Annotated in this window: 17 protein-coding genes; 8 read left to right on the top strand and 9 right to left on the bottom strand. The window is 67.9% G+C overall.

Going from position 1 to position 16,770, the window contains the following annotated elements; all coding sequences use genetic code 11:
- The first annotated feature begins 8 nt into the window (after positions 1-8).
- Both ACFVIV_RS03790 and ACFVIV_RS03785 read left to right on the top strand, forming a co-directional pair.
- Positions 9-1,460: a serine hydrolase domain-containing protein gene (locus ACFVIV_RS03790; RefSeq protein WP_379193248.1), complete on the top strand. Its 1,452-nt coding sequence runs from the start codon at positions 9-11 to the stop codon at positions 1,458-1,460.
- Between the two features lie 24 nt (positions 1,461-1,484).
- Positions 1,485-2,576: a helix-turn-helix domain-containing protein gene (locus ACFVIV_RS03785; protein WP_379193247.1), complete on the top strand. Its 1,092-nt coding sequence runs from the start codon at positions 1,485-1,487 to the stop codon at positions 2,574-2,576.
- Between the two features lie 485 nt (positions 2,577-3,061).
- Here ACFVIV_RS03785 and ACFVIV_RS03780 read toward each other — a convergent pair whose 3' ends face one another.
- Both ACFVIV_RS03780 and ACFVIV_RS03775 read right to left on the bottom strand, forming a co-directional pair.
- Entirely contained in the window at positions 3,062-3,727 is a 666-nt protein-coding gene (locus ACFVIV_RS03780; protein WP_379193246.1) for a class I SAM-dependent methyltransferase, read from the bottom strand.
- Positions 3,728-3,793: 66 nt separating this feature from the next.
- Complete coding sequence (locus ACFVIV_RS03775) at positions 3,794-4,336, bottom strand: TetR/AcrR family transcriptional regulator (RefSeq protein WP_379193245.1); 543 nt, start codon at positions 4,334-4,336, stop codon at positions 3,794-3,796.
- 120 nt (positions 4,337-4,456) lie between these two features.
- Between ACFVIV_RS03775 and ACFVIV_RS03770 the strand changes: the two genes are divergently transcribed.
- The gene (locus tag ACFVIV_RS03770; protein ID WP_379193244.1) at positions 4,457-4,822 is read left to right on the top strand and encodes a hypothetical protein; all 366 of its coding nucleotides are present in this window, start codon (positions 4,457-4,459) and stop codon (positions 4,820-4,822) included.
- A gap of 7 nt (positions 4,823-4,829) precedes the next feature.
- On the opposite strand, the gene ACFVIV_RS03765 is transcribed toward ACFVIV_RS03770, so the two are convergent.
- Together ACFVIV_RS03765 and ACFVIV_RS03760 are read right to left on the bottom strand one after the other, a co-directional pair.
- The gene (locus ACFVIV_RS03765) at positions 4,830-5,036 is read right to left on the bottom strand and encodes a hypothetical protein (RefSeq protein WP_379193703.1); all 207 of its coding nucleotides are present in this window, start codon (positions 5,034-5,036) and stop codon (positions 4,830-4,832) included.
- Entirely contained in the window at positions 4,988-5,296 is a 309-nt protein-coding gene (locus ACFVIV_RS03760; protein ID WP_379193243.1) for a hypothetical protein, read from the bottom strand. Before ACFVIV_RS03760 ends, ACFVIV_RS03765 begins: the two co-directional genes overlap by 49 nt.
- A gap of 226 nt (positions 5,297-5,522) precedes the next feature.
- Between ACFVIV_RS03760 and ACFVIV_RS03755 the strand changes: the two genes are divergently transcribed.
- On the top strand, positions 5,523-6,017 hold the full coding sequence (locus ACFVIV_RS03755; RefSeq protein ID WP_379193242.1) for a DUF1579 domain-containing protein: 495 nt from the start codon (positions 5,523-5,525) through the stop codon (positions 6,015-6,017).
- 144 nt (positions 6,018-6,161) lie between these two features.
- Positions 6,162-7,325, top strand: a complete 1,164-nt coding sequence (locus tag ACFVIV_RS03750; protein WP_379193241.1) for an LLM class flavin-dependent oxidoreductase — start codon at positions 6,162-6,164, stop codon at positions 7,323-7,325.
- A 30-nt stretch (positions 7,326-7,355) separates the two neighbouring features.
- On the opposite strand, the gene ACFVIV_RS03745 is transcribed toward ACFVIV_RS03750, so the two are convergent.
- From ACFVIV_RS03745 to ACFVIV_RS03735, 3 genes are all read right to left on the bottom strand, one after another.
- Positions 7,356-8,474 carry an epoxide hydrolase family protein gene (locus ACFVIV_RS03745; protein WP_379193240.1) on the bottom strand — a complete coding sequence of 373 codons (1,119 nt, stop codon included), beginning with the start codon at positions 8,472-8,474 and terminating at the stop codon, positions 7,356-7,358.
- Between the two features lie 223 nt (positions 8,475-8,697).
- Positions 8,698-9,573: an AMP-binding protein gene (locus tag ACFVIV_RS03740; RefSeq protein WP_379193239.1), complete on the bottom strand. Its 876-nt coding sequence runs from the start codon at positions 9,571-9,573 to the stop codon at positions 8,698-8,700.
- A 21-nt stretch (positions 9,574-9,594) separates the two neighbouring features.
- Positions 9,595-10,131, bottom strand: a complete 537-nt coding sequence (locus ACFVIV_RS03735) for a chorismate--pyruvate lyase family protein (RefSeq protein ID WP_379193238.1) — start codon at positions 10,129-10,131, stop codon at positions 9,595-9,597.
- Positions 10,132-10,671: 540 nt separating this feature from the next.
- Here ACFVIV_RS03735 and ACFVIV_RS03730 point away from each other — a divergent pair.
- Complete coding sequence (locus tag ACFVIV_RS03730) at positions 10,672-12,630, top strand: LuxR C-terminal-related transcriptional regulator (protein ID WP_379193237.1); 1,959 nt, start codon at positions 10,672-10,674, stop codon at positions 12,628-12,630.
- 23 nt (positions 12,631-12,653) lie between these two features.
- On the opposite strand, the gene ACFVIV_RS03725 is transcribed toward ACFVIV_RS03730, so the two are convergent.
- Positions 12,654-13,748 (bottom strand): methyltransferase, encoded by a 1,095-nt coding sequence (locus ACFVIV_RS03725; RefSeq protein WP_379193236.1) that lies wholly within the window; start codon positions 13,746-13,748, stop codon positions 12,654-12,656.
- Positions 13,745-15,133, bottom strand: a complete 1,389-nt coding sequence (locus ACFVIV_RS03720) for a hypothetical protein (RefSeq protein WP_379193235.1) — start codon at positions 15,131-15,133, stop codon at positions 13,745-13,747. Before ACFVIV_RS03720 ends, ACFVIV_RS03725 begins: the two co-directional genes overlap by 4 nt.
- 225 nt (positions 15,134-15,358) lie before the next feature.
- Between ACFVIV_RS03720 and ACFVIV_RS03715 the strand changes: the two genes are divergently transcribed.
- Entirely contained in the window at positions 15,359-15,625 is a 267-nt protein-coding gene (locus tag ACFVIV_RS03715) for an acyl carrier protein (RefSeq protein WP_379193234.1), read from the top strand.
- A 5-nt stretch (positions 15,626-15,630) separates the two neighbouring features.
- Positions 15,631-16,767, top strand: a complete 1,137-nt coding sequence (locus tag ACFVIV_RS03710) for a 3-oxoacyl-[acyl-carrier-protein] synthase III C-terminal domain-containing protein (RefSeq protein ID WP_379193680.1) — start codon at positions 15,631-15,633, stop codon at positions 16,765-16,767.
- Positions 16,768-16,770: the final 3 nt, after the last annotated feature.

Below are 16,770 nucleotides of genomic sequence, written 5' to 3'. Positions count from 1 at the left end.
GAAAGACGATGTCCGACAAGGTTACTTGGGACGACAGGGGCGCCTGGAAGGCGAAAGGCGCCTGGGGGACGGCTGATTCGCAGGGCGGGGGTTTCTCCGCGAGCCGCTGGCAGCAACGACTGGACGAGTTGCGCGCGGCGCATCACGTGCCCGGGGCGCAGCTGGCGGTGCTGGTCGATGGCGAGATCTTCGAGCTGGCCAGCGGTGTGCTGCACCGCGGCACCGGGGTCGAGGTCACCACCGATTCGGTGTTCCTGTCCGGCTCGATCGCCAAGGTCTACACCGCGACCCTGATCATGCAGCTGGTGGGGGAGGGCCTGCTGGATCTGGACGCGCGGGTGGTGGATGTGCTGCCGGAGTTCGCGACACCGGATCCGGAGGCGACGAAGGTCATCACCGTCCGCCAGCTGCTCAGCCATACCGGCGGTCTGACAAACGATTTCAATCACGACACCGGGCGCGGCGACGACAACCTGGAGAAATACGTTGCCGCACTGCGGTCCATTCCGCTGGACTGCCCGCCGGGCAACACGTCCTACGCGGGCACCGGATTCATGGTGCTCGCCCGCATCATCGAGGTACTGCGCGGCACCACATGGGATCAGGCGATCCGGGACCATTTGGCCGCCCCGCTCGGTCTCGGGCAGCTGATGACCCTGCCCGAGGAGGCGCTGCGCTTCCGGGTCGCCATGTCGCACCTCGGCGATCCGGGCGCCGATCCGGACCCGGCGCCGCTGTGGGACCTCATGCCCCGGTCCATGGGCCCGGCCGGACGGGTGATCACGACCGCCGGCGACATGGTCCGGTTCGCGAAAATGCACCTCGACGGCGGCGTCGCCGCGGACGGCACGCGGGTGCTGGCCGCCGACGCGGTGACCGCCATGCAACAGCACGAGGTCGACACCCCCGACAAATGGAGCGTCAACTCCGATGCCTGGGGGCTGGGCTGGACCCTGTACGACTGGAACGGAATCCGTGGCTACGGCCACGACGGCGCCGCCGTCGGCCAGTACGCCTACCTGCGGGTGGTCCCCGAGGCCGGGGTGATCGTCGCGTTGATGACCAACGGCGGCGGCGCCCGCCAGCTCTACGGCGACCTCTATCGAGAGCTGCTCGCCGCCCTCGCCGGCGTGCGCATGCCCCCCGCCTTCGCCCCCGCGGACCCGCCCATCACCGTGGACATCACACCGTTCCTGGGCACGTACCGGCGCGAGGGCGTCGTCATCACCGTCACCCGCGGCGAGCACGGAAAGGGCCACCTGCGTTACGAATTCGTCGACGGCATGAAGGACATGTCACCGCCGCTGGAAATGGAACTCGAACCCTACTCCGAGAACATCTTCGCCGCCTCCGGCGCCGGACCCTCCTTCAGTGAGGACTACATGCCGGTGGTCTTCACCACCCTGAAGGACGGCACCCAGTGCTGCTACGCCGGCATGCGAGCAACACCCAAGGTCTAGCCGCGTCTATGCATGGGATCTCGTGTGTTGCTTACGATTACTGCGAGGCTGAACAGTGGCGCAACCGTGCGCGGCCGGCTGTTCATGAAGAGTGAGGTTGGCGCGATGGCGGTGGAGTCGTGGGCGAAGGACTCGGGGTTGTCCTACGACCTTTGTCAGGCTTCTCTGGGTGCGGAGTTTTCCGCGGGGGATCGGACCGATATCTGGCGCGGTTTCATCGATGACAGTCAGGGCCTTGCTGCGACGCGGTTCGGGTCCCCGAAGGACTTCTGGGGAAAGACCTGGACGCAGCGGGCCCTGGCGAAATGGAACAGGGATCCCGATCAGCTGCAGTTGATCGAGTTCACCTCCGGTGCTGTGACTTACGATCGCAGCGACAGGGTCGCCGTGTCGGAAGGCGATGACAGCGCCCGGTTGTACATCGCGCTCAGTGGCCGGATGAGGCTGCTCCAGGCCGGTCATGCCGTGGAATTGGGGCCGGGGGAGATGGGTGTCGTTCGTTGTCGTCAAGGTGTGCGGATGTCGAATGACGAGGGATTTCACGGGTACCTGGTCAGCCTTCCCTCGTACGTGCTGCCGCCTGTTCGTGATCCCTGGGGACGGTTGGGTTTACGGCCGCAGAATGCTGTGCTGCGAACCGTTCGGATGCTCGCCGACAACCTTGCCGCCGAGCGATGGGAGTTGACGGAGGCGGAGTTCATTTCGATCAGCAGGGCGCTGATCGATCTGGTCGCGGGGGCGATCGATGAGCAGCGGGCTCCGCAGCTGGATGTTTACGCCAGGCTGGACGCGGACGCTCGTCGGCGTATCGAGTTGTACAGCGATGATTCGCGTCTGTCGGTGCAGGCGCTGGCCGACAGTCTGGGATGCTCACGGCGGCAGCTCGAGATTGCGATGAAAACCGTCGGCGGGAAGACGCCTGGTGAGCAGTTGCGGGAAACCCGGCTGCAGCGAGCCTACGAGCGGCTCGCCGACCCGGACAACAGGCAGGCGATCGTGGATGTCGCAATGTCGTCGGGCTACAACTCGTTGAGTGGTTTCAGAGCCTCGTTCGCTGCTCGGTTCGGCATGCAGCCCGGCGAGGTGAAACGTCAGGCTCGCTCGACCGACCGGTGATAGCTGCAATCGAAGTCCCATGGGCATGCCTGGGGCTTGTGCGCAAAAACGTCTACGCGGAATCGGTTCCGCCGAATCCGGTGCGTTGAATAGCTTTTCGTTGCGGAGCAAGTCAGGTGGGTGTTGTTCCGTCACGGGAGAGAGGGGACGGTTGCTGCGTCAGCGCCGCCGCAGCAGCCGCTCGTGCCGACGGCCGGTGCGTGTGCAAACGGCGCGAGCACAGGTGCGGACGAGGAAAGCCCGCTCTGGGAGCTAGGCGCAGAGCGGGCAATCGAGGGGTTGCCGACGCGGTGTTGTTCGGGGGTGTCGGCACTTCGAAATCTACGCCCACAACCGACCGGTCCCCATGACCTAACGTGCCGGAAAAACGACAATGTATGCCGCCCAATGTCCTTCTCGCTACCTACCCATCGACTCTGTGTAGGCGCCGCGATCGCAGGCGGGAGCGGGCACCTTGACGGGGTCGGCAGCCCAACCGCCTTCCGCTACACGGGAAGCCGCATCGTGACACGCCACAGCCGACGTGGCAGTTCGCCTTCCTCGAAGGCGTCGATGCCGACCACCCTCCAGTCCTCGGCAAGGCTGTCGACCAGGGCTCGGTCGAAGAAGTGGACGGCGAAGCCGCCATGTTCGTAGATGTCGTCACCGTGCGCGGTCCCTGCGCCGTAATGGGCGTCGCCGGTATGGCGGACGGTGTAGACAAAATGGCCGCCGGGGCGGAGCACACGACGCACCTCCCCGACGAGCGCGTGAATCTCGCTGGTGGACAATGCCATACACAGCAACATGTGCGCGAAGGCCGCATCCACCGAGGCGTCGGGCAGCGGGAGCGGCTCACGCACGTCGTGGACCACGGTCGTGACACGCTCGGCGATGCCCTGGTGGCGTGCGGCGTATTGCAGTTGGTCCAAGCCGACGGAGCTGAAATCGGCGGCTACCACGGAGAATCCTTGACGGGCGAAGTACAGGGTGTCGCGACCGTGCCCGGAACCGAGTTCGAGCACATCGGAGACGTGAGCGTCGTGGAACAATCGGGCGGCGTGGACGGCGGGCATCGAGGGCTGATCGCCGTACATTCCGGGATGGGCCGCATACGTGGACTGCCAGTGCTCGCCTTGAGCGCCGGCCAGGTCCCGGTGCTGGTTCACCATGTGCGTACCCTTTCCCACCTGGCTCGATGTGTTGCGAATGATTGTGGACCACCCGGGACAATCGTCCTACGCCGCCGCGCCGAGCACCGTGAGCGCGGCGTCGACCGCGGCCGTGCGCAGTCGCTGGTGGGGGGCGTCGGGCAATTGCAGGCAGCAGTCCTGGATTCCGCCGAATGCCATGATCGCCCGGGCCGCCTGATCGAGGGTGGGCTCCGGCCCGAAGACGAGCCCGACCAGTCGTCGACGCCAGTCCAGCGCGGCATCGATGGATTCGATTTCTCCCAGAATCCGCAGCTCGGTGAGAACGAGCATCAGTTTCTCGCGGTGGCGGTAGTGGAAGTCGAAATAGTCCTCCAGTAGTTCGGAGACCACGACGGGGTCTCGCTGCTCGTGCCGTGCCACGAGTTCCTCCCCCTCCTGGATCAGCGGGTTCACGATGCTGCGAACCAGATCATCGCGTGAGGAGAAGTGGTAGTAGAGAGCGGGTTTCGTGATGCCCAGACGATTCGCGATGTCCTGCAGGCTGGTTCGCTGGACACCCTGCCGGGCGAACATCTCGAGCGCCACCTCTTGGATGCGCTCTCTGGTGGAGGGGGTTGAGCGAGCCACTCGACAACTTTAGCTGACTTACCGGAAGGTAAGCGCTACACTTACCTTCCGGTAAGTCAGCTCGCGGCACCGCCGGCGAGCGAACCGAGCGACCATAGGGGGCCTGTGGACTCACACGCATTGGCAATCTTCTGGGGCCTGATCACCGTGGGCACCTATCTACCGGCGCTCACCAGCCGGCAGTTCTACGACGCGCTGTTGCGAGTCAAGGAGAACGAGCAGTTCGTAATCATGTCCGGCCTGCTCAGCCTCGCCACGGGCGCGGGATCGCTTGCGGTGGAACACCGATGGGAGTGGGGACTGGTCGGCGTGCTGACCGCGATGGGATGGGTCAATGTGCTCAAGAGCTTCGTCCGGTTCTTCGAACTCGGCTTCGCGCGCACCGCGGCCCGCAAGACCAACGACCACGCCGTGGTCGTCTACCTCTACATGTCGCTGGCCTTGACGTTCGGCTGCTACCTGCTGTACCGGGGCTTCTGGCCGTGAGAGCAGCTCAGCGCGGTCCCACCGTAGACTTCCGCATCCCGGTGTCGAAGATGTCGTTGGCGACGGCGAGTCCGAGGGGCAGGCCGCCGATGCCGAATGGTCTGGGGGCGAAGTCGAATTCCCAGTGGACGCCGAGCCAGATGCGGCTGCGGCCGTTCTCGATGATCATCTGCAGCAGCCCGTCGGGGAAGGTGCGGACGTGACGCGGGCGCACGGTGCCGGTGTTGTCCCCGGTGGTGCCGTTGGGTTCGTCGGAGACGAAGGTCGGCCACTTTGCGCACGATCTGGTTGTAGAGCCGTGGTGGGGTGCCGATGCCGTTGGCGCCGTCGTAGGTCCAGAACAGGCCGATCAGCATCCGCTCCTCGGTGTGCCCGCGCACTCAGCGGCGGCCCGGTCTGCTCGCCCGCGCCATTGCTGTGGCTGACGCGATTCGCCTCCAGGGCAACAGAATTCCAATACAAGATCGAATCCACGACTCCACCTCCCGTCGGGTCCCCCTTCCAGTCCAGCACGCGGACAGGCCGAGGGACACCCCGAAATGTCGGGGGGATCGGTGATGACGTCGGATGCGGCAGCGGTCGCTGACCCGCCCGGCCGCACCGAGATCATCGCGGGATTCGCCCGCGACGCGCCGGGCGGGCGGTGAAAGATGGATGACGGTACGGCATTACGACGACTTCCGCTCGAGGGAGGAACGATATGTACGAGGCCAAGCCGCAGGTCGAACACGAGTGGCTGCACAAGCTGATCGGCGAATGGGTCTTCGCAGGCCGGATGGAGATGGGTCCGGGGCAACCGCAGGAGGAGTCCACCGGGGCCGAGCGGTTCACGGGGCTGGGTGATTTCTGGGTTCGCTCGGAGGGGCACGGCACGACGCCGGATGGTGTGCCGGCGACCTGGAGTTTCACTCTCGGCTACGACCCGAGACGGGAGAAGTACGTCGGCACCTGGCTCGGGTCGATGATGCCGCACATGTTCGTGTACGAGGGTGCGCGCGATCCGAGCGGCGCGGTGCTGACCCTCGATGCCGAGGGACCGGCCATGGACGACGACAACAAGACGGCCCGCTATCAGGACATCGTCGAATTCGTCGATGACGACCACTGGGTGCTGCGGTCACAGATGCTCGGCGAGGACGGCACCTGGATGCAGTTCATGACAACCGACTATCGGCGAGCGACCACCGCCGACTGACCCGCCACGGCGTCCCGGTAGGTCGTCGGCCTACCGGGAGCCCGTCACGTGATGGATCGACACCTCGATCGGCGGGCGAGACACGGTGTGCGACGGGATAATCGGTGCAGCCCGGTCGCGTGGGCTGGGGGAGAGGAGGCCAACGTGTCGGGCTCGCAGGATCGGACCTCGTTCAAGGTGGGGACGCTCGCGGGGATCAATCCGCCATTGGGGGCGGCTCGGATGGCGGTGCGGATGGCCAGGTTCGGGCAGTTGGACTCGCTGTTGACGCCGGATCACTTGATCGGGGTGTTCCCGCGGGCGGTGTGGGATACCGATTTCACGCCGCAGGCCAAGGGGATTCGGAGTCCGGACGAGCAGTTCGATTTCGCCACGCTGCTGGCGCATGTGGCGTCGGGCGCCGGGCGGGTGCAATTGGGTGTGGGCGTGACCGATCCGCATCGGCGGCATCCGGTCCTGCTGGCGCAGGCGTTTCTCACGCTGGCGCATATGACGAAGGCGCCGCCCATTCTCGGGCTCGGGTCGGGGGAGCGGGAGAACCTCGATCCGTACGGGTTCACCTGGAATCGTCCGGTGGATCGGCTCGAGGAAGCGCTGCGGCTGATCCGGGCCGCCTTGAACGCGACGGAACCGATCGAGTTCAGCGGCAAGTACTACCAACTCGACGGTGCGCCATTGGATTTGACCGCGCCGCCGGGGCGCATGCCGCAGATCTGGATCGGTGCGCACGGCCCGCGGATGCTCGCGCTGACCGGGCGGTACGCCGACGGCTGGTATCCGTGGGAATCGCTGTCGCCGGAGGAGTACGGGCAGAAGCTGACCCTGGTCCACGAAGCCGCCCGGGCCGCGGGGCGTGATCCGGCGGAGATCGTTCCCGCCCAGATGTTCACCATTGTCACCGCGCGCACCCGGGCGGGCATCCGGCGGCTGCTGCGCGCGCCATCGGTCCGCTATATCGGCTTGTTCGCACCGGGCACGGTATGGACGCGCTGCGGCGCGAAACATCCGTTCGGGGAGGATTTCGGCGGCCTGCGCGATCTCATGCCGCACACACTCACCAGAACCGAAGTGCGCGAGGCGATTGCGGAGGTCCCGGACGAGGTCCTGTACGAATGGCTGCTGATCGGCACACCTCGCGAGATCCTGTCCCGCCTGCGTGAGCAGGCCGATGCGGGCCTGCGCCACGCCATTGTCTTCCCGACCTCCGCACTGGTGTCCAATGCGGATGCGGCCTTCGGCTTCGGTGTGGTGCTGTGGCTGGCCAGGCAATTGCGGCGCACCGGGAACGGATCCGGCCCCCGCCGCTGATTCGACGGGGGCCGGACGGGTTCGGTTGTCCTACTTCAGTTTCGCGAAGAAGCCGCGGATGTCGGCGGCCAGGATGTCGGGCACCTCGTAGGCGGCCCAGTGACCGCCTTCGCTGTACTCGTTCCACTGCACGATATTGGCGTGATCGCGATCGGCGAACTTGCGCGGCGGCTTGAAGTCGTAACCGAAGGAGGCCAGGCCGATCGGGACGGTGGTGGGTTCGCCGGCGTGCGCGCCCTTGGCGTTCTCGAAGTAGAACCGGGCCGAGGAGGCCGAGGTGTTGGTGAACCAGTAGATCGCGACATTGGTGAGGATGTCGTCGGGATCGAGGGTGCCCAGCAACTGGCCGCTCCAGGCGAGCTGACCGGACGGGGAGTCCGACAGCCCGTGGGCCAGGGTGTGCGGCTGGGCGCGCTGGGTGAAGTCGTGGATGGAGTGCTCCAGGAACTTCTGCCCGAACTGGATGAACGCCAGATCCTGCTCGCTGAGCCCGTCGAACTCGCCCGGCTCGCCCTTGGGGAAGGAGAAGATCTGGTTGACGTGCACACCGATCACGTTCTCCGGTGCGAGACGGCCCATTTCGGGCGACACGATGGCGCCGCCGTCATTGCCGTGCACACCGTACCGCTCGTAACCCAGCCGGCGCATGAGCTCGACGTACGCGGCGGCCATCCGCTCGGGCGTCCAGCCGATGTCCTGGGTCGGGCCGGAGAAGGCGAACCCGGGGTAGGACGGGATCACCAGGTGGAATTCGTCGGTCAGCTTGTCGACCAGGCCCAGGTACTCCACGAACGAGCTCGGCCAGCCGTGGGTCAGCATGAGCGGGGTCGCCTCCGGGTTCTCCGACCGCACATGCACGAAATGGATGGTCTGCCCGTCGATCTCGGTGACGAAGTGCGGGTAGGCGTTGAGCTTCTTCTCCACCGCGCGCCAATCGAACTCATCGCGCCACCGCTGGATGAGCGGCTGCACGAACGCGCCGGGCACCCCGTACTCCCAGCCCGGCGGCACCGGGATACCGAGATCCACCTTGCCCGCGACCTTCTCGGCAGGAAGCTCGGCGGCGAACCGGGTGTGGGCCAGGCGGTAGTTCAGGTCATCCAGGTCGGCCTGCGGGATCTCGATGCGGAAGGGGCGGATGTCGGACATTGGTCTCTCCTCGTATTCCTGAACGGAATGTTTCGTTCTGATACTCATACTAGCGGAACAAAGCATTCCGTTCCAGTCTTTTCCGGAACTTTCTGTCTGCCCAGGTAGAGCATGAATTCTGAAGCCGGTCCCGTGCACCTCGGAAGCCCCGGCTTCCAGTGGGGCTTGCGAGGCGCACGGGACGGTTGACGATGGGGCGGCGACGCGATTGTGTGCTCAGTTGTCAACCGGGCACACGGCCGAGCAGATCCGTGCCGATCTCGACCGGGAGCGGGTGCGCACCGTGGACGATGCGATCGGGTACGGGTTGATCGAGGATCGGGCTCAGCCGCGTCCCCTCGCGAATGCCGAGGCTCGATGCGGTTGCGGCGGGGGTGGTGAGGCCCAAGTGTGGTCGCGCGTCGCCGTTTTCGCGGCGGGCGTCGATGTGCTCGAGGAGGGCGTAGCCGGTGGGGTCCGCGAGCGGCGGGGAGCTCAAGTGCGCCGAGCCGCCGAGGGCCAGGACGGCGAGCAGGCAGATGAGGTGTGCGCAGCCGTAGGGGAGCGGGACCGGCAGTGGGGCGCGGTCGCGGGGGAGGAGCAGGTCGAGGCAGGACAGGACCGACCAGACGGTGCTGCGCTGGGTGGCGACGAGCTGGGTGGCGCCGGTGCGCACGATCCAGGCCGGTTGGTCGACATCGGCGAGATCGCGGGGCAGGTGGCGCGGTGCGGTGGCGGCCAGGTCCTCGAGGGTGACGGTGCGGCCCGAATAGTGCCGCAGCTCCGGGTAGTCACCGAGGGTGAATGCGAAACGCGCCGTGGGCGAGGCGGATTGCGGCAGGCGGCGGGAGCTCGGCAAGGGCAGGCCGAGGCCGCCGGCGCGGGCCACCGCCAGCATGGCTTCGATGGTCTCCACCCGGTTTCCGGTCATGATCGGGACCGGCTCGCCGCGTACCAGGCCGGCGTCGCCGAGGTGGCCGGCCAGTCGCGCGGTGCGGTCGGCCAGGGCGCGGAATCCGATGGTGCGCCAGCGGTCCCGGAAGGCCACCGCATCGCCCAGGCGTGCCGCGCGCCGGGTCAGCAGGACCGGCAGCGGCAGCAGTAGCTGGGTTCGCGGCATCGGCAACTCCAGAGTCGGGGATCAGCGCAGGAACCACTCCCGGATCACGAGCGCGGGGCGGCCCGCGATGAAGATCCGGTAGCAGCGGGCGCAGACCGCGTCGTCGGTTCTGCCGTAGTAGAGGAGTTGCCGGAAGGATTCCGCGGCGGCGGCGTGCAGGGCCGCGCCGATGCCCTCGGGCTCGGCGGCCAGCGCGGCGGTGAAGCCGGAGGGTAGCCGGTTCGGCGCGATCACCGATTCGGCGCGCGCGTAGCGGGTTTCGCTGCGGGAGCCGACCAGGTCCACATGCCGCACCAGCACCGGGTCGGTGGGTTTCAGTTCGAGCCAGCCGTCGCCGGCCGCGGCGGCGGTCATCTGGTATTGCACGATGCGCCGGGCCTGGACCTGTTCCAGTACGAGGGCCTCGAGGGTGCGCGTCACCGTGCCGTCGGTCAGCAGCACGCTGCGGTGATACGGCGTCAGGGTGGAGAAGGGCACTTCACGCCAGCCGACCGGGCGGGCGAACTGGGCGTGGAAGTGCCTGTGCATCAGGGCATCGACCGATACCTCGGTCAGCATGGCACGGTGTCCGGCCAGCGACCGGGTCGGCGGCAGCGGTATCTCATGCCGCGAGTCTGACCGGCGTCCGGGGGTGCGCAAACCCCTACGCGCAGCGACCCCTACGCAATCGGGCGGGGGCCGAATCGACCTTGACAAGCCTTCCGGGCGTGGGGTTTCCTGGCTTCTGCCGTCGCCGAACGGCGATGCGTTCCTCCCCGTATATCACTTCATGGATCGGTTTCTCGGCAGCGCCGCCGCGGTACTGCGCAGGGCCTTCCGCGCACATCCGACCGACCTCACCGCGGGACAGCGAAACTCTGGGGCAGTCATATGGCGCACCGAAGACGTGTCAACCAGCGCAGAGCGACGAGGGTCGGCTCGGGGGCAGCGAACTCGGCGCCGGCCTATGCCGCCGGCGCCGTGGCCTCCGACATGACCCCGCGGCCGGATCCGGGCCGTCGATACAGGACAGGCGCCGCACCACGGTGCGATGCCCTGGTATCGACTGCGCCGCACAGGATTCCGGCGGAGGACACCTCCGATGTCAGCAGGGCCATCGTGCACCGGCTGCGCCGCGGCTCCGGGGAGCTGCTGCGGGTGGCCGAGGCCATCACGGTCCTGGGGGAGTCGAGTTCGGCCGTCACCATCACGCTGGTGTTGCAGGCCGATCCCGTTGCGGTGCATCGGATTCTGTCGCAATTGACCGATATGGGGGTGCTCGACGGCTGCCATTTCCGCAATCGCGATGCCGGGGTCCGGCTGCTGCGCGGGATGCGCGTGGACCATCGCCGCCGGATGCACTGGCGGGCGGCGGAGGTCCTCTACGAGCGCGGCGCGGCCGTGACGGCGGTGGCCGACCATCTCATGCGTTCCGGCGGCCCCCGCTATCCGTGGATGGGGCCGGTGCTGCGGGCCGCGGCCGAGGAGGCGCTCACGCTGGATCAGATCAGCCGCGCCATGGACTATCTGGAGCTGTCGTATCGGGCGACCGTGGACGGCCGCGACCGCGCCGAGATCGCCAGCGTGCTGGCCGCCATCGAGTGGCGGGTCAATCCGTCGACCGCCACCCGCAACTTCGCCCGCCTGCAGACCGCGGTGCGCAGCGGCGCGGCCTCGAACGACGCGCTGCGCGAGGCCATGCGGTATCTGCTGTGGTACGGCCGGGTCGATGATGTCCGCACGGCGCTGACGGCCCTGGAGCGGGATCATTCGGCGGCCTCCGACGATATCGCCTTCCTGCGCTCGTGGGTCGGGTACACGTACCCGGAACTGGCCGGCCGCCGCGAACTACCCTCGGCTCCGGCCTCCGCGGTGAGCACCGATGCCGCCAATGTCCACCGGATGGGGACGAATCTGCTGACGGCCCTGGGCGGCACCGGCTGCGAGTCGACGGTGACCATGGCGCACCGCATCCTGTCTCGGCACCGCCTCGATGCCGAGACCGTCGAAATCCTCACCGCCGCACTGGAGGGCCTGGTCTACGCCGATCGGCTCGATGTCGCGGCGGCGTGGTGCGATGCCCTGCTGGCCGAGGCGTCGGCGCGGTCGTCGCCGACCTGGCTGGCCATCTTCGCGGGCCTGCACGCCGAGATCGCGCTGCGGCAGGGCCGTCTCGACGATGCGTCCGACCGGTCGGTACAGGCGTTGAATCAGGTGCCCGCGGAGAATCTGGGCCTCGTCATCGCCCGCCCGCTGGCCTGCCGGGTGCGCGCGCTCACCGCCGCCGGGCGGTTCGAGGAGGCGACCGCGCAGATGGCGCGGGATGTGCCGCTGGGACTGTTCGATTCCCGACTGGTGCTGCTGTATCTGCATGCCCGCGGCCATCTGGCCCTGGCCACCGGCCGGGCCGCCGACGCACTGGTCGACTTCCAGCTGTGCGGTGCGCTCATGCAGCGCTGGCAGCTGGATCTGCCCGGCGTGCTGGCCTGGCGCAATGATGTGGCGCAGGTGTATCTCGAGGTCGGCGATCACGAGCGCGCCCGCGCCTTCGCGCAACGGCATCTGGATCTGCTCGGTGACGCCGAACGTCACGGCAGCGGCGGAGTCTCGCTGCGGTTGATCGCGGGCACCGCCGAGCCTTCCGAACGGGTGCTGCTGCTGCACCGTGCCGAGGCCATCATCCGCCGCAGCCCGGATCGGCTCGAATTGGCCAGGGTGCTGGGCGATCTCGGCCGCACCTACGACCAGCTCGGCGACGAGAACAGGTCCCGGCTGCTACGGCGCTCGGCCATGCGGCTGGCCCGCTACTGCGGCGCGGAGGAACTGTACCGGTCGCTCGGCGAGCCCCGGGCGATCGAACCGCCGCAACTCCCGGCGGATGCCGCGCCGACCGGACTGCTCACCTCGGCGGAGTACCGGGTGGCGGAGCTCGCCGCGCGGGGGCTGCGCAATCGCGATATCGCCGCCGAGCTCGGCATCACCACCAGCACGGTGGAACAGCACCTGACCCGCGTCTACCGGAAGTTGAAGGTGCGCAGGCGAGGTGAGCTGCGGTTCATGCTGAGCACTCGCTGCTGAGGGACGGCGCGAGGCCGTTCCGGTCAGACCGGGACGGCCTCGATGATCGACAGCGGCGCAGCGGTCGCGGTGATGCGCGGAGTGCCGAAACCGGCCGTTTCGAGCAGTGCGCGGTACTCGGCGGCGGTGCGTTCGCGGCCGCCGATGGTGAGCAGCACGTGCAGGTCCAGCCAGAGGCTCAGGTGAGTGGTGTTGCGCTGCTCGGGAATCAGGCATTCGACCAGGTGCAGGCGGCCGCCGGGGACGATGGCGGCGCGCACCGCGCGCAGGACGGTCAGGGCGGTGTCGTCGGGCCAGTCGTGAATGATGTTCTTGAGCACGTAGACGTCGGCTCCGGCGGGCACACTGTCGAAGAAGGAACCGTTCTCGATGGTGCAGCGCTCCGCCACACCGGCCGCGCGCAGCACGCCGGGGGCGTCGGCGGTGGCCGGGGCCAGATCGTAGAGCACGCCGCGACTGCGCGGCGCGGCGGCGAGAATGGCCGCGAGCAGATAGCCGGAGCCGCCGCCGATATCGGCGATGGTGCCGTAGCGGGAGTAGTCGACGGCGGCCAGCAGCGGCCCGGCCGCCAGTTGCGAGGTCACCCGCATGGCGTCGTGGAAGGCCGCGGCCAGTTCCGGATCCGCCGCGAGATGCTCGAATCCGGTTGTGCCGTGGGCGAGTTCGTGACCGCTGCGGCCGGTCTGGACGCTGCGCAGCAGCTGCCCGCCGGTGGCCCACATGACCGGATGCGCGGTGGCCGCCAGCAGCGGCCGGACCGACTGGGGGGAATCGGTGCGCAGCGGATCGGCCACCGCGTTCAGTTCGAAACGCCGGTCGCGCAATTCGTGGAAGACCCCGTGCCCGGCCAGCATGCGCAGCAGCCGATAGGTGGCGTCGGGATCGGCGCCGATGCGCTCGGCGATCTCCGCGGCCGGGCGCGGGCCGCCGGCGAGGGCGTCGGCAATGCCGAGTCGCGCGGCGGTGCAGACCGCCTGCGACAGCAGCCAGCCGTCGGCCAGGCTCAGCACGCTCAAGGGCGGCGGCAGCGCCTGGAGCAGCGATCGGCGCAGGCGGGCGTGGGCGGCCTCGGCGGCCCGGGCCACGCGCGGGGGCGGCATGAATCGTGGTGTGGTCATCGGGGATCGCCTTCCGGTTGGCGGGCGCCGGTGGCGGCGTCGTCGATCGCACAGATGAGTTCCTGATGCGGATCGCTGCCGCGCAGCACGGCCGCCACGATGCCGTCGGGTCGGACCAGCACCGCGGTGCCGTCGTGCAGCCCATAGCCGGCCAGCGCCGCACCGGTCGGATCGTGCAGATGATCGGCGGCGATGATCGGTGTGATCGAAATGGTCAGTGCCGCAAGAGGAGTCGCGTCCATGATGCGCGCGTAGCCCACCGCATCCCGCCAGGCGGGTTCGGCTTCGCTGCCGCACAGCAGCAACAGCCCGGTCTCGTGCAGCTCGCCGACGGTGATCTCGGCGCCGGTGTCGCGGCGCAGGGGATAGGCGGGCAGGCGGTCGCCCGGGCGCACTGCGGCAGAGGACATTTCGGTGGCCGGCGCGGTGCCGGTGACCGCTGTTTCGGCGCCGGCGGTATCGAGGGGGCCCGGCCGTCGGAGGCTGGTGACCTCGCCGAGGGCCCGGTCGATCGCGCGATCGAGGCGACGGTGCAGCGGCAGGGCCAGCAACACCCCCAGCGGCATGATCGCCAGCGACAATCCCAGCCAGACCACGAACGCGCCCACGGTCACCGCGCCGAGCGCGCGATTGCGCCGCGCTCCGGCGCGTATCACGCGGCCCCAGCGCCGGAACAGCCTGCCCGCCAGTAGATCCGCGCCCGCGACCGGGTACACCACCGGCGCGGTCACGATCGCGGAATCGGTTCCGGGCTCCGCCCAGTCCCGGCCGCAGGCGCGCAGGCGTTCGAGTTCCCGGTCGTCGACGCCCGCGCGCCCCAGCGGACCGCGACCGCCCCGGCGACCGCCGAACATCCACCGCAGCGTGGTGATCAGCGTAATGAACTGCGGGCGGGTATCGGTCGCCACCACCGCCCCCAGATGCCGGGCCCCGAGCGCGGCCAGCCGGCGATCGACCTCGAGCACGGCCGAGTGCCACATCTTGCGGCAGGCCACCACGGAGACCACCTCCCGCCCCGCGAACAGCTCCGGATGAGTATTGAGCACCGTCCGCATGGGCACCGACGGCGCCAGATACCACACCTGATAGGCGAACACGATCAACTCGCCCGGCTCGGCCCGGAATTCGGATTCCGGTGTCGCCAGCTCGATTTCGGCATGCTCGTCGACGCAGGCGGGAAAAACGCCGAAGAACGCCGGAACGGACCAGGGGAACGGATACGGCCGCGCGGGGGTCACCGCGACGTTCCGAATGCGCCAGCCGGCCGCGGTGAGCGGTGCGGTGAATGCCTCGACAGCGTCGGTCAGCTGACCGGTTTGCGAATAGTGGAAGACAACGGCCCGCCGGGCGGGAACGGTGTTGTCGCGGGAATTTTCGATACTCATGAACCGTACCCACTTCCGGGACGTGTGATGGGCAGAACTGTATCGACGCCCGGGCCGGGCGGGCAAGGATGCCCGGCATCGTCCAGGGGTGCGCCACCTAGGGGTTGACACGCCCCGATTCCGCTGTGTGCCGCATATTTTCGTTGACGCTGCCGGGTTGCGCTCGGGAGACTGGCGAGAAGCGCGGACCGAATTCGCGATATCCGAGCCAGGAGCGAGGCGGGAATGTCGATCGTAGTCGAAATCCAGAAAGACATATTCGACTATCTCGAGTCCCATTACGGGATCGAGCCGGAAGAAATCAAAAGTCATTCGAAGTTGAACGAACTCGGCGTGGATTCGCTCGGCCTGCTCGCCATCGCGGACATGGTGAAGAAGAAGTACGGCATCGAACTCGACGACGAGCGGATCGCATCGGTGAAAACCTTCCAGGACTTCACCGCGCTGCTGGAACGCAAATGCGCGGCCGCCGGGCAGACGGGCGGGGTGTGAGCCGTATGCCCGCCTACATCACCGCCACCGGCCGCTTCCTGCCCGGCGACCCGGTACCCAATGACGAGATCGAGGACTACATCGGCCGCGCCGGCCTGGCCTCGGCCGAGCTGCGCGAGATGATCCTGGCCAATAGCGGCATCACCAGCCGCCACTACGCCATCGACAAGAAACAGCAGACCGTGCACTCGAATACGCAGATGGCCGCCGCCGCCGTCCGCGAGGCCGTGGCGCGGGCGGGCCTGGGCCCGGACGAGGTCGAGATGCTCGCGGCCGCGACCACCATGCCGGATCTGCTCGGCCCGGGGCACGCCAGCATGATTCACGGCGAGCTGGGGTTCGCGCCGCTGGAAGTGATGACCGCGCACGGCATCTGCAGCTCGGGCATGATGGCCCTGAAGAACGCCCACCTGCAGATCGTGGCCGGCGAGAAGCGCAATGCGGTGGTGGTGGCCAGCGAATTCGCCTCGCGCGGGTTCAAGAGCTCGCGCTATGCGCACATGCGCACGGTGGTGGAGGACGGCACGCTGCCGATGGAGACGGCCTTCCTGCGCTACATGCTCTCCGACGGTGCCGGCGCCGCGGTGCTGAGTGATCGGCCGGCCGCGGCGGGCATCAGCCTGCGCATCGATTGGATCAGCCTGACCTCCTACGCCAATACCGAACAGGCGTGCATGTTCTTCGGCAGCAACTCCAACGACTGCACCAAGACCTGGGGCGACTATCCGGATGCGATGGCGGCCGCCGAGGACGGGGCCATGGCTCCCCGGCAGAAGCTGTCGCTGCTGCCGCATCTGGTGGAGGTCGGCATCCAGGAGTGCGAAAAGCTGGTAGCCGCAGGGCGATTCGATCCGGAGCAGGTCACCTGGTTCCCGGTGCACTACTCCAGTGAGCGAATGAAGCAGCTGCTGCTGGGTGAGTTCACCCGGCGCGGCATCGGCACGGCCCGGCGGGAGAGCTGGTTCAGCAATCTGACCAGGGTCGGCAATGTCGGCTCGGCCAGCATCTACCTCATTCTCGACGAGATGCTCACCGAGAACATGATCAGCGAGGGCGACACCCTGCTGTGCATGGTGCCCGAATCCGGGCGATTCATCATCTCGTTCATGCACCTGACCGCGGTGGCCGCGCCCCGGTCGTGACGA

Source organism: Nocardia sp. NPDC127526 (assembly GCF_042672265.1).
GTDB lineage: Bacteria > Actinomycetota > Actinomycetes > Mycobacteriales > Mycobacteriaceae > Nocardia.
The sequence above is the reverse complement of the archived record's forward strand: the minus strand, read 5'-3'. Positions and strand labels throughout refer to the sequence as shown.

Bases quoted from the DNA above. Each gene is read 5' to 3' on its own strand.
- ACFVIV_RS03790 (WP_379193248.1), top strand. From the start codon at position 9: ATGTCCGACAAGGTTACTTGGGACGACAGGGGCGCCTGGAAGGCGAAA.
- ACFVIV_RS03780 (WP_379193246.1), bottom strand. From the start codon at position 3,727: ATGGTGAACCAGCACCGGGACCTGGCCGGCGCTCAAGGCGAGCACTGG.
- ACFVIV_RS03755 (WP_379193242.1), top strand. From the start codon at position 5,523: ATGTACGAGGCCAAGCCGCAGGTCGAACACGAGTGGCTGCACAAGCTG.
- ACFVIV_RS03745 (WP_379193240.1), bottom strand. From the start codon at position 8,474: ATGTCCGACATCCGCCCCTTCCGCATCGAGATCCCGCAGGCCGACCTG.
- ACFVIV_RS03740 (WP_379193239.1), bottom strand. From the start codon at position 9,573: ATGCCGCGAACCCAGCTACTGCTGCCGCTGCCGGTCCTGCTGACCCGG.
- ACFVIV_RS03735 (WP_379193238.1), bottom strand. From the start codon at position 10,131: ATGCTGACCGAGGTATCGGTCGATGCCCTGATGCACAGGCACTTCCAC.
- ACFVIV_RS03725 (WP_379193236.1), bottom strand. From the start codon at position 13,748: ATGACCACACCACGATTCATGCCGCCCCCGCGCGTGGCCCGGGCCGCC.
- ACFVIV_RS03720 (WP_379193235.1), bottom strand. From the start codon at position 15,133: ATGAGTATCGAAAATTCCCGCGACAACACCGTTCCCGCCCGGCGGGCC.
- ACFVIV_RS03715 (WP_379193234.1), top strand. From the start codon at position 15,359: ATGTCGATCGTAGTCGAAATCCAGAAAGACATATTCGACTATCTCGAG.
- ACFVIV_RS03710 (WP_379193680.1), top strand. From the start codon at position 15,631: ATGCCCGCCTACATCACCGCCACCGGCCGCTTCCTGCCCGGCGACCCG.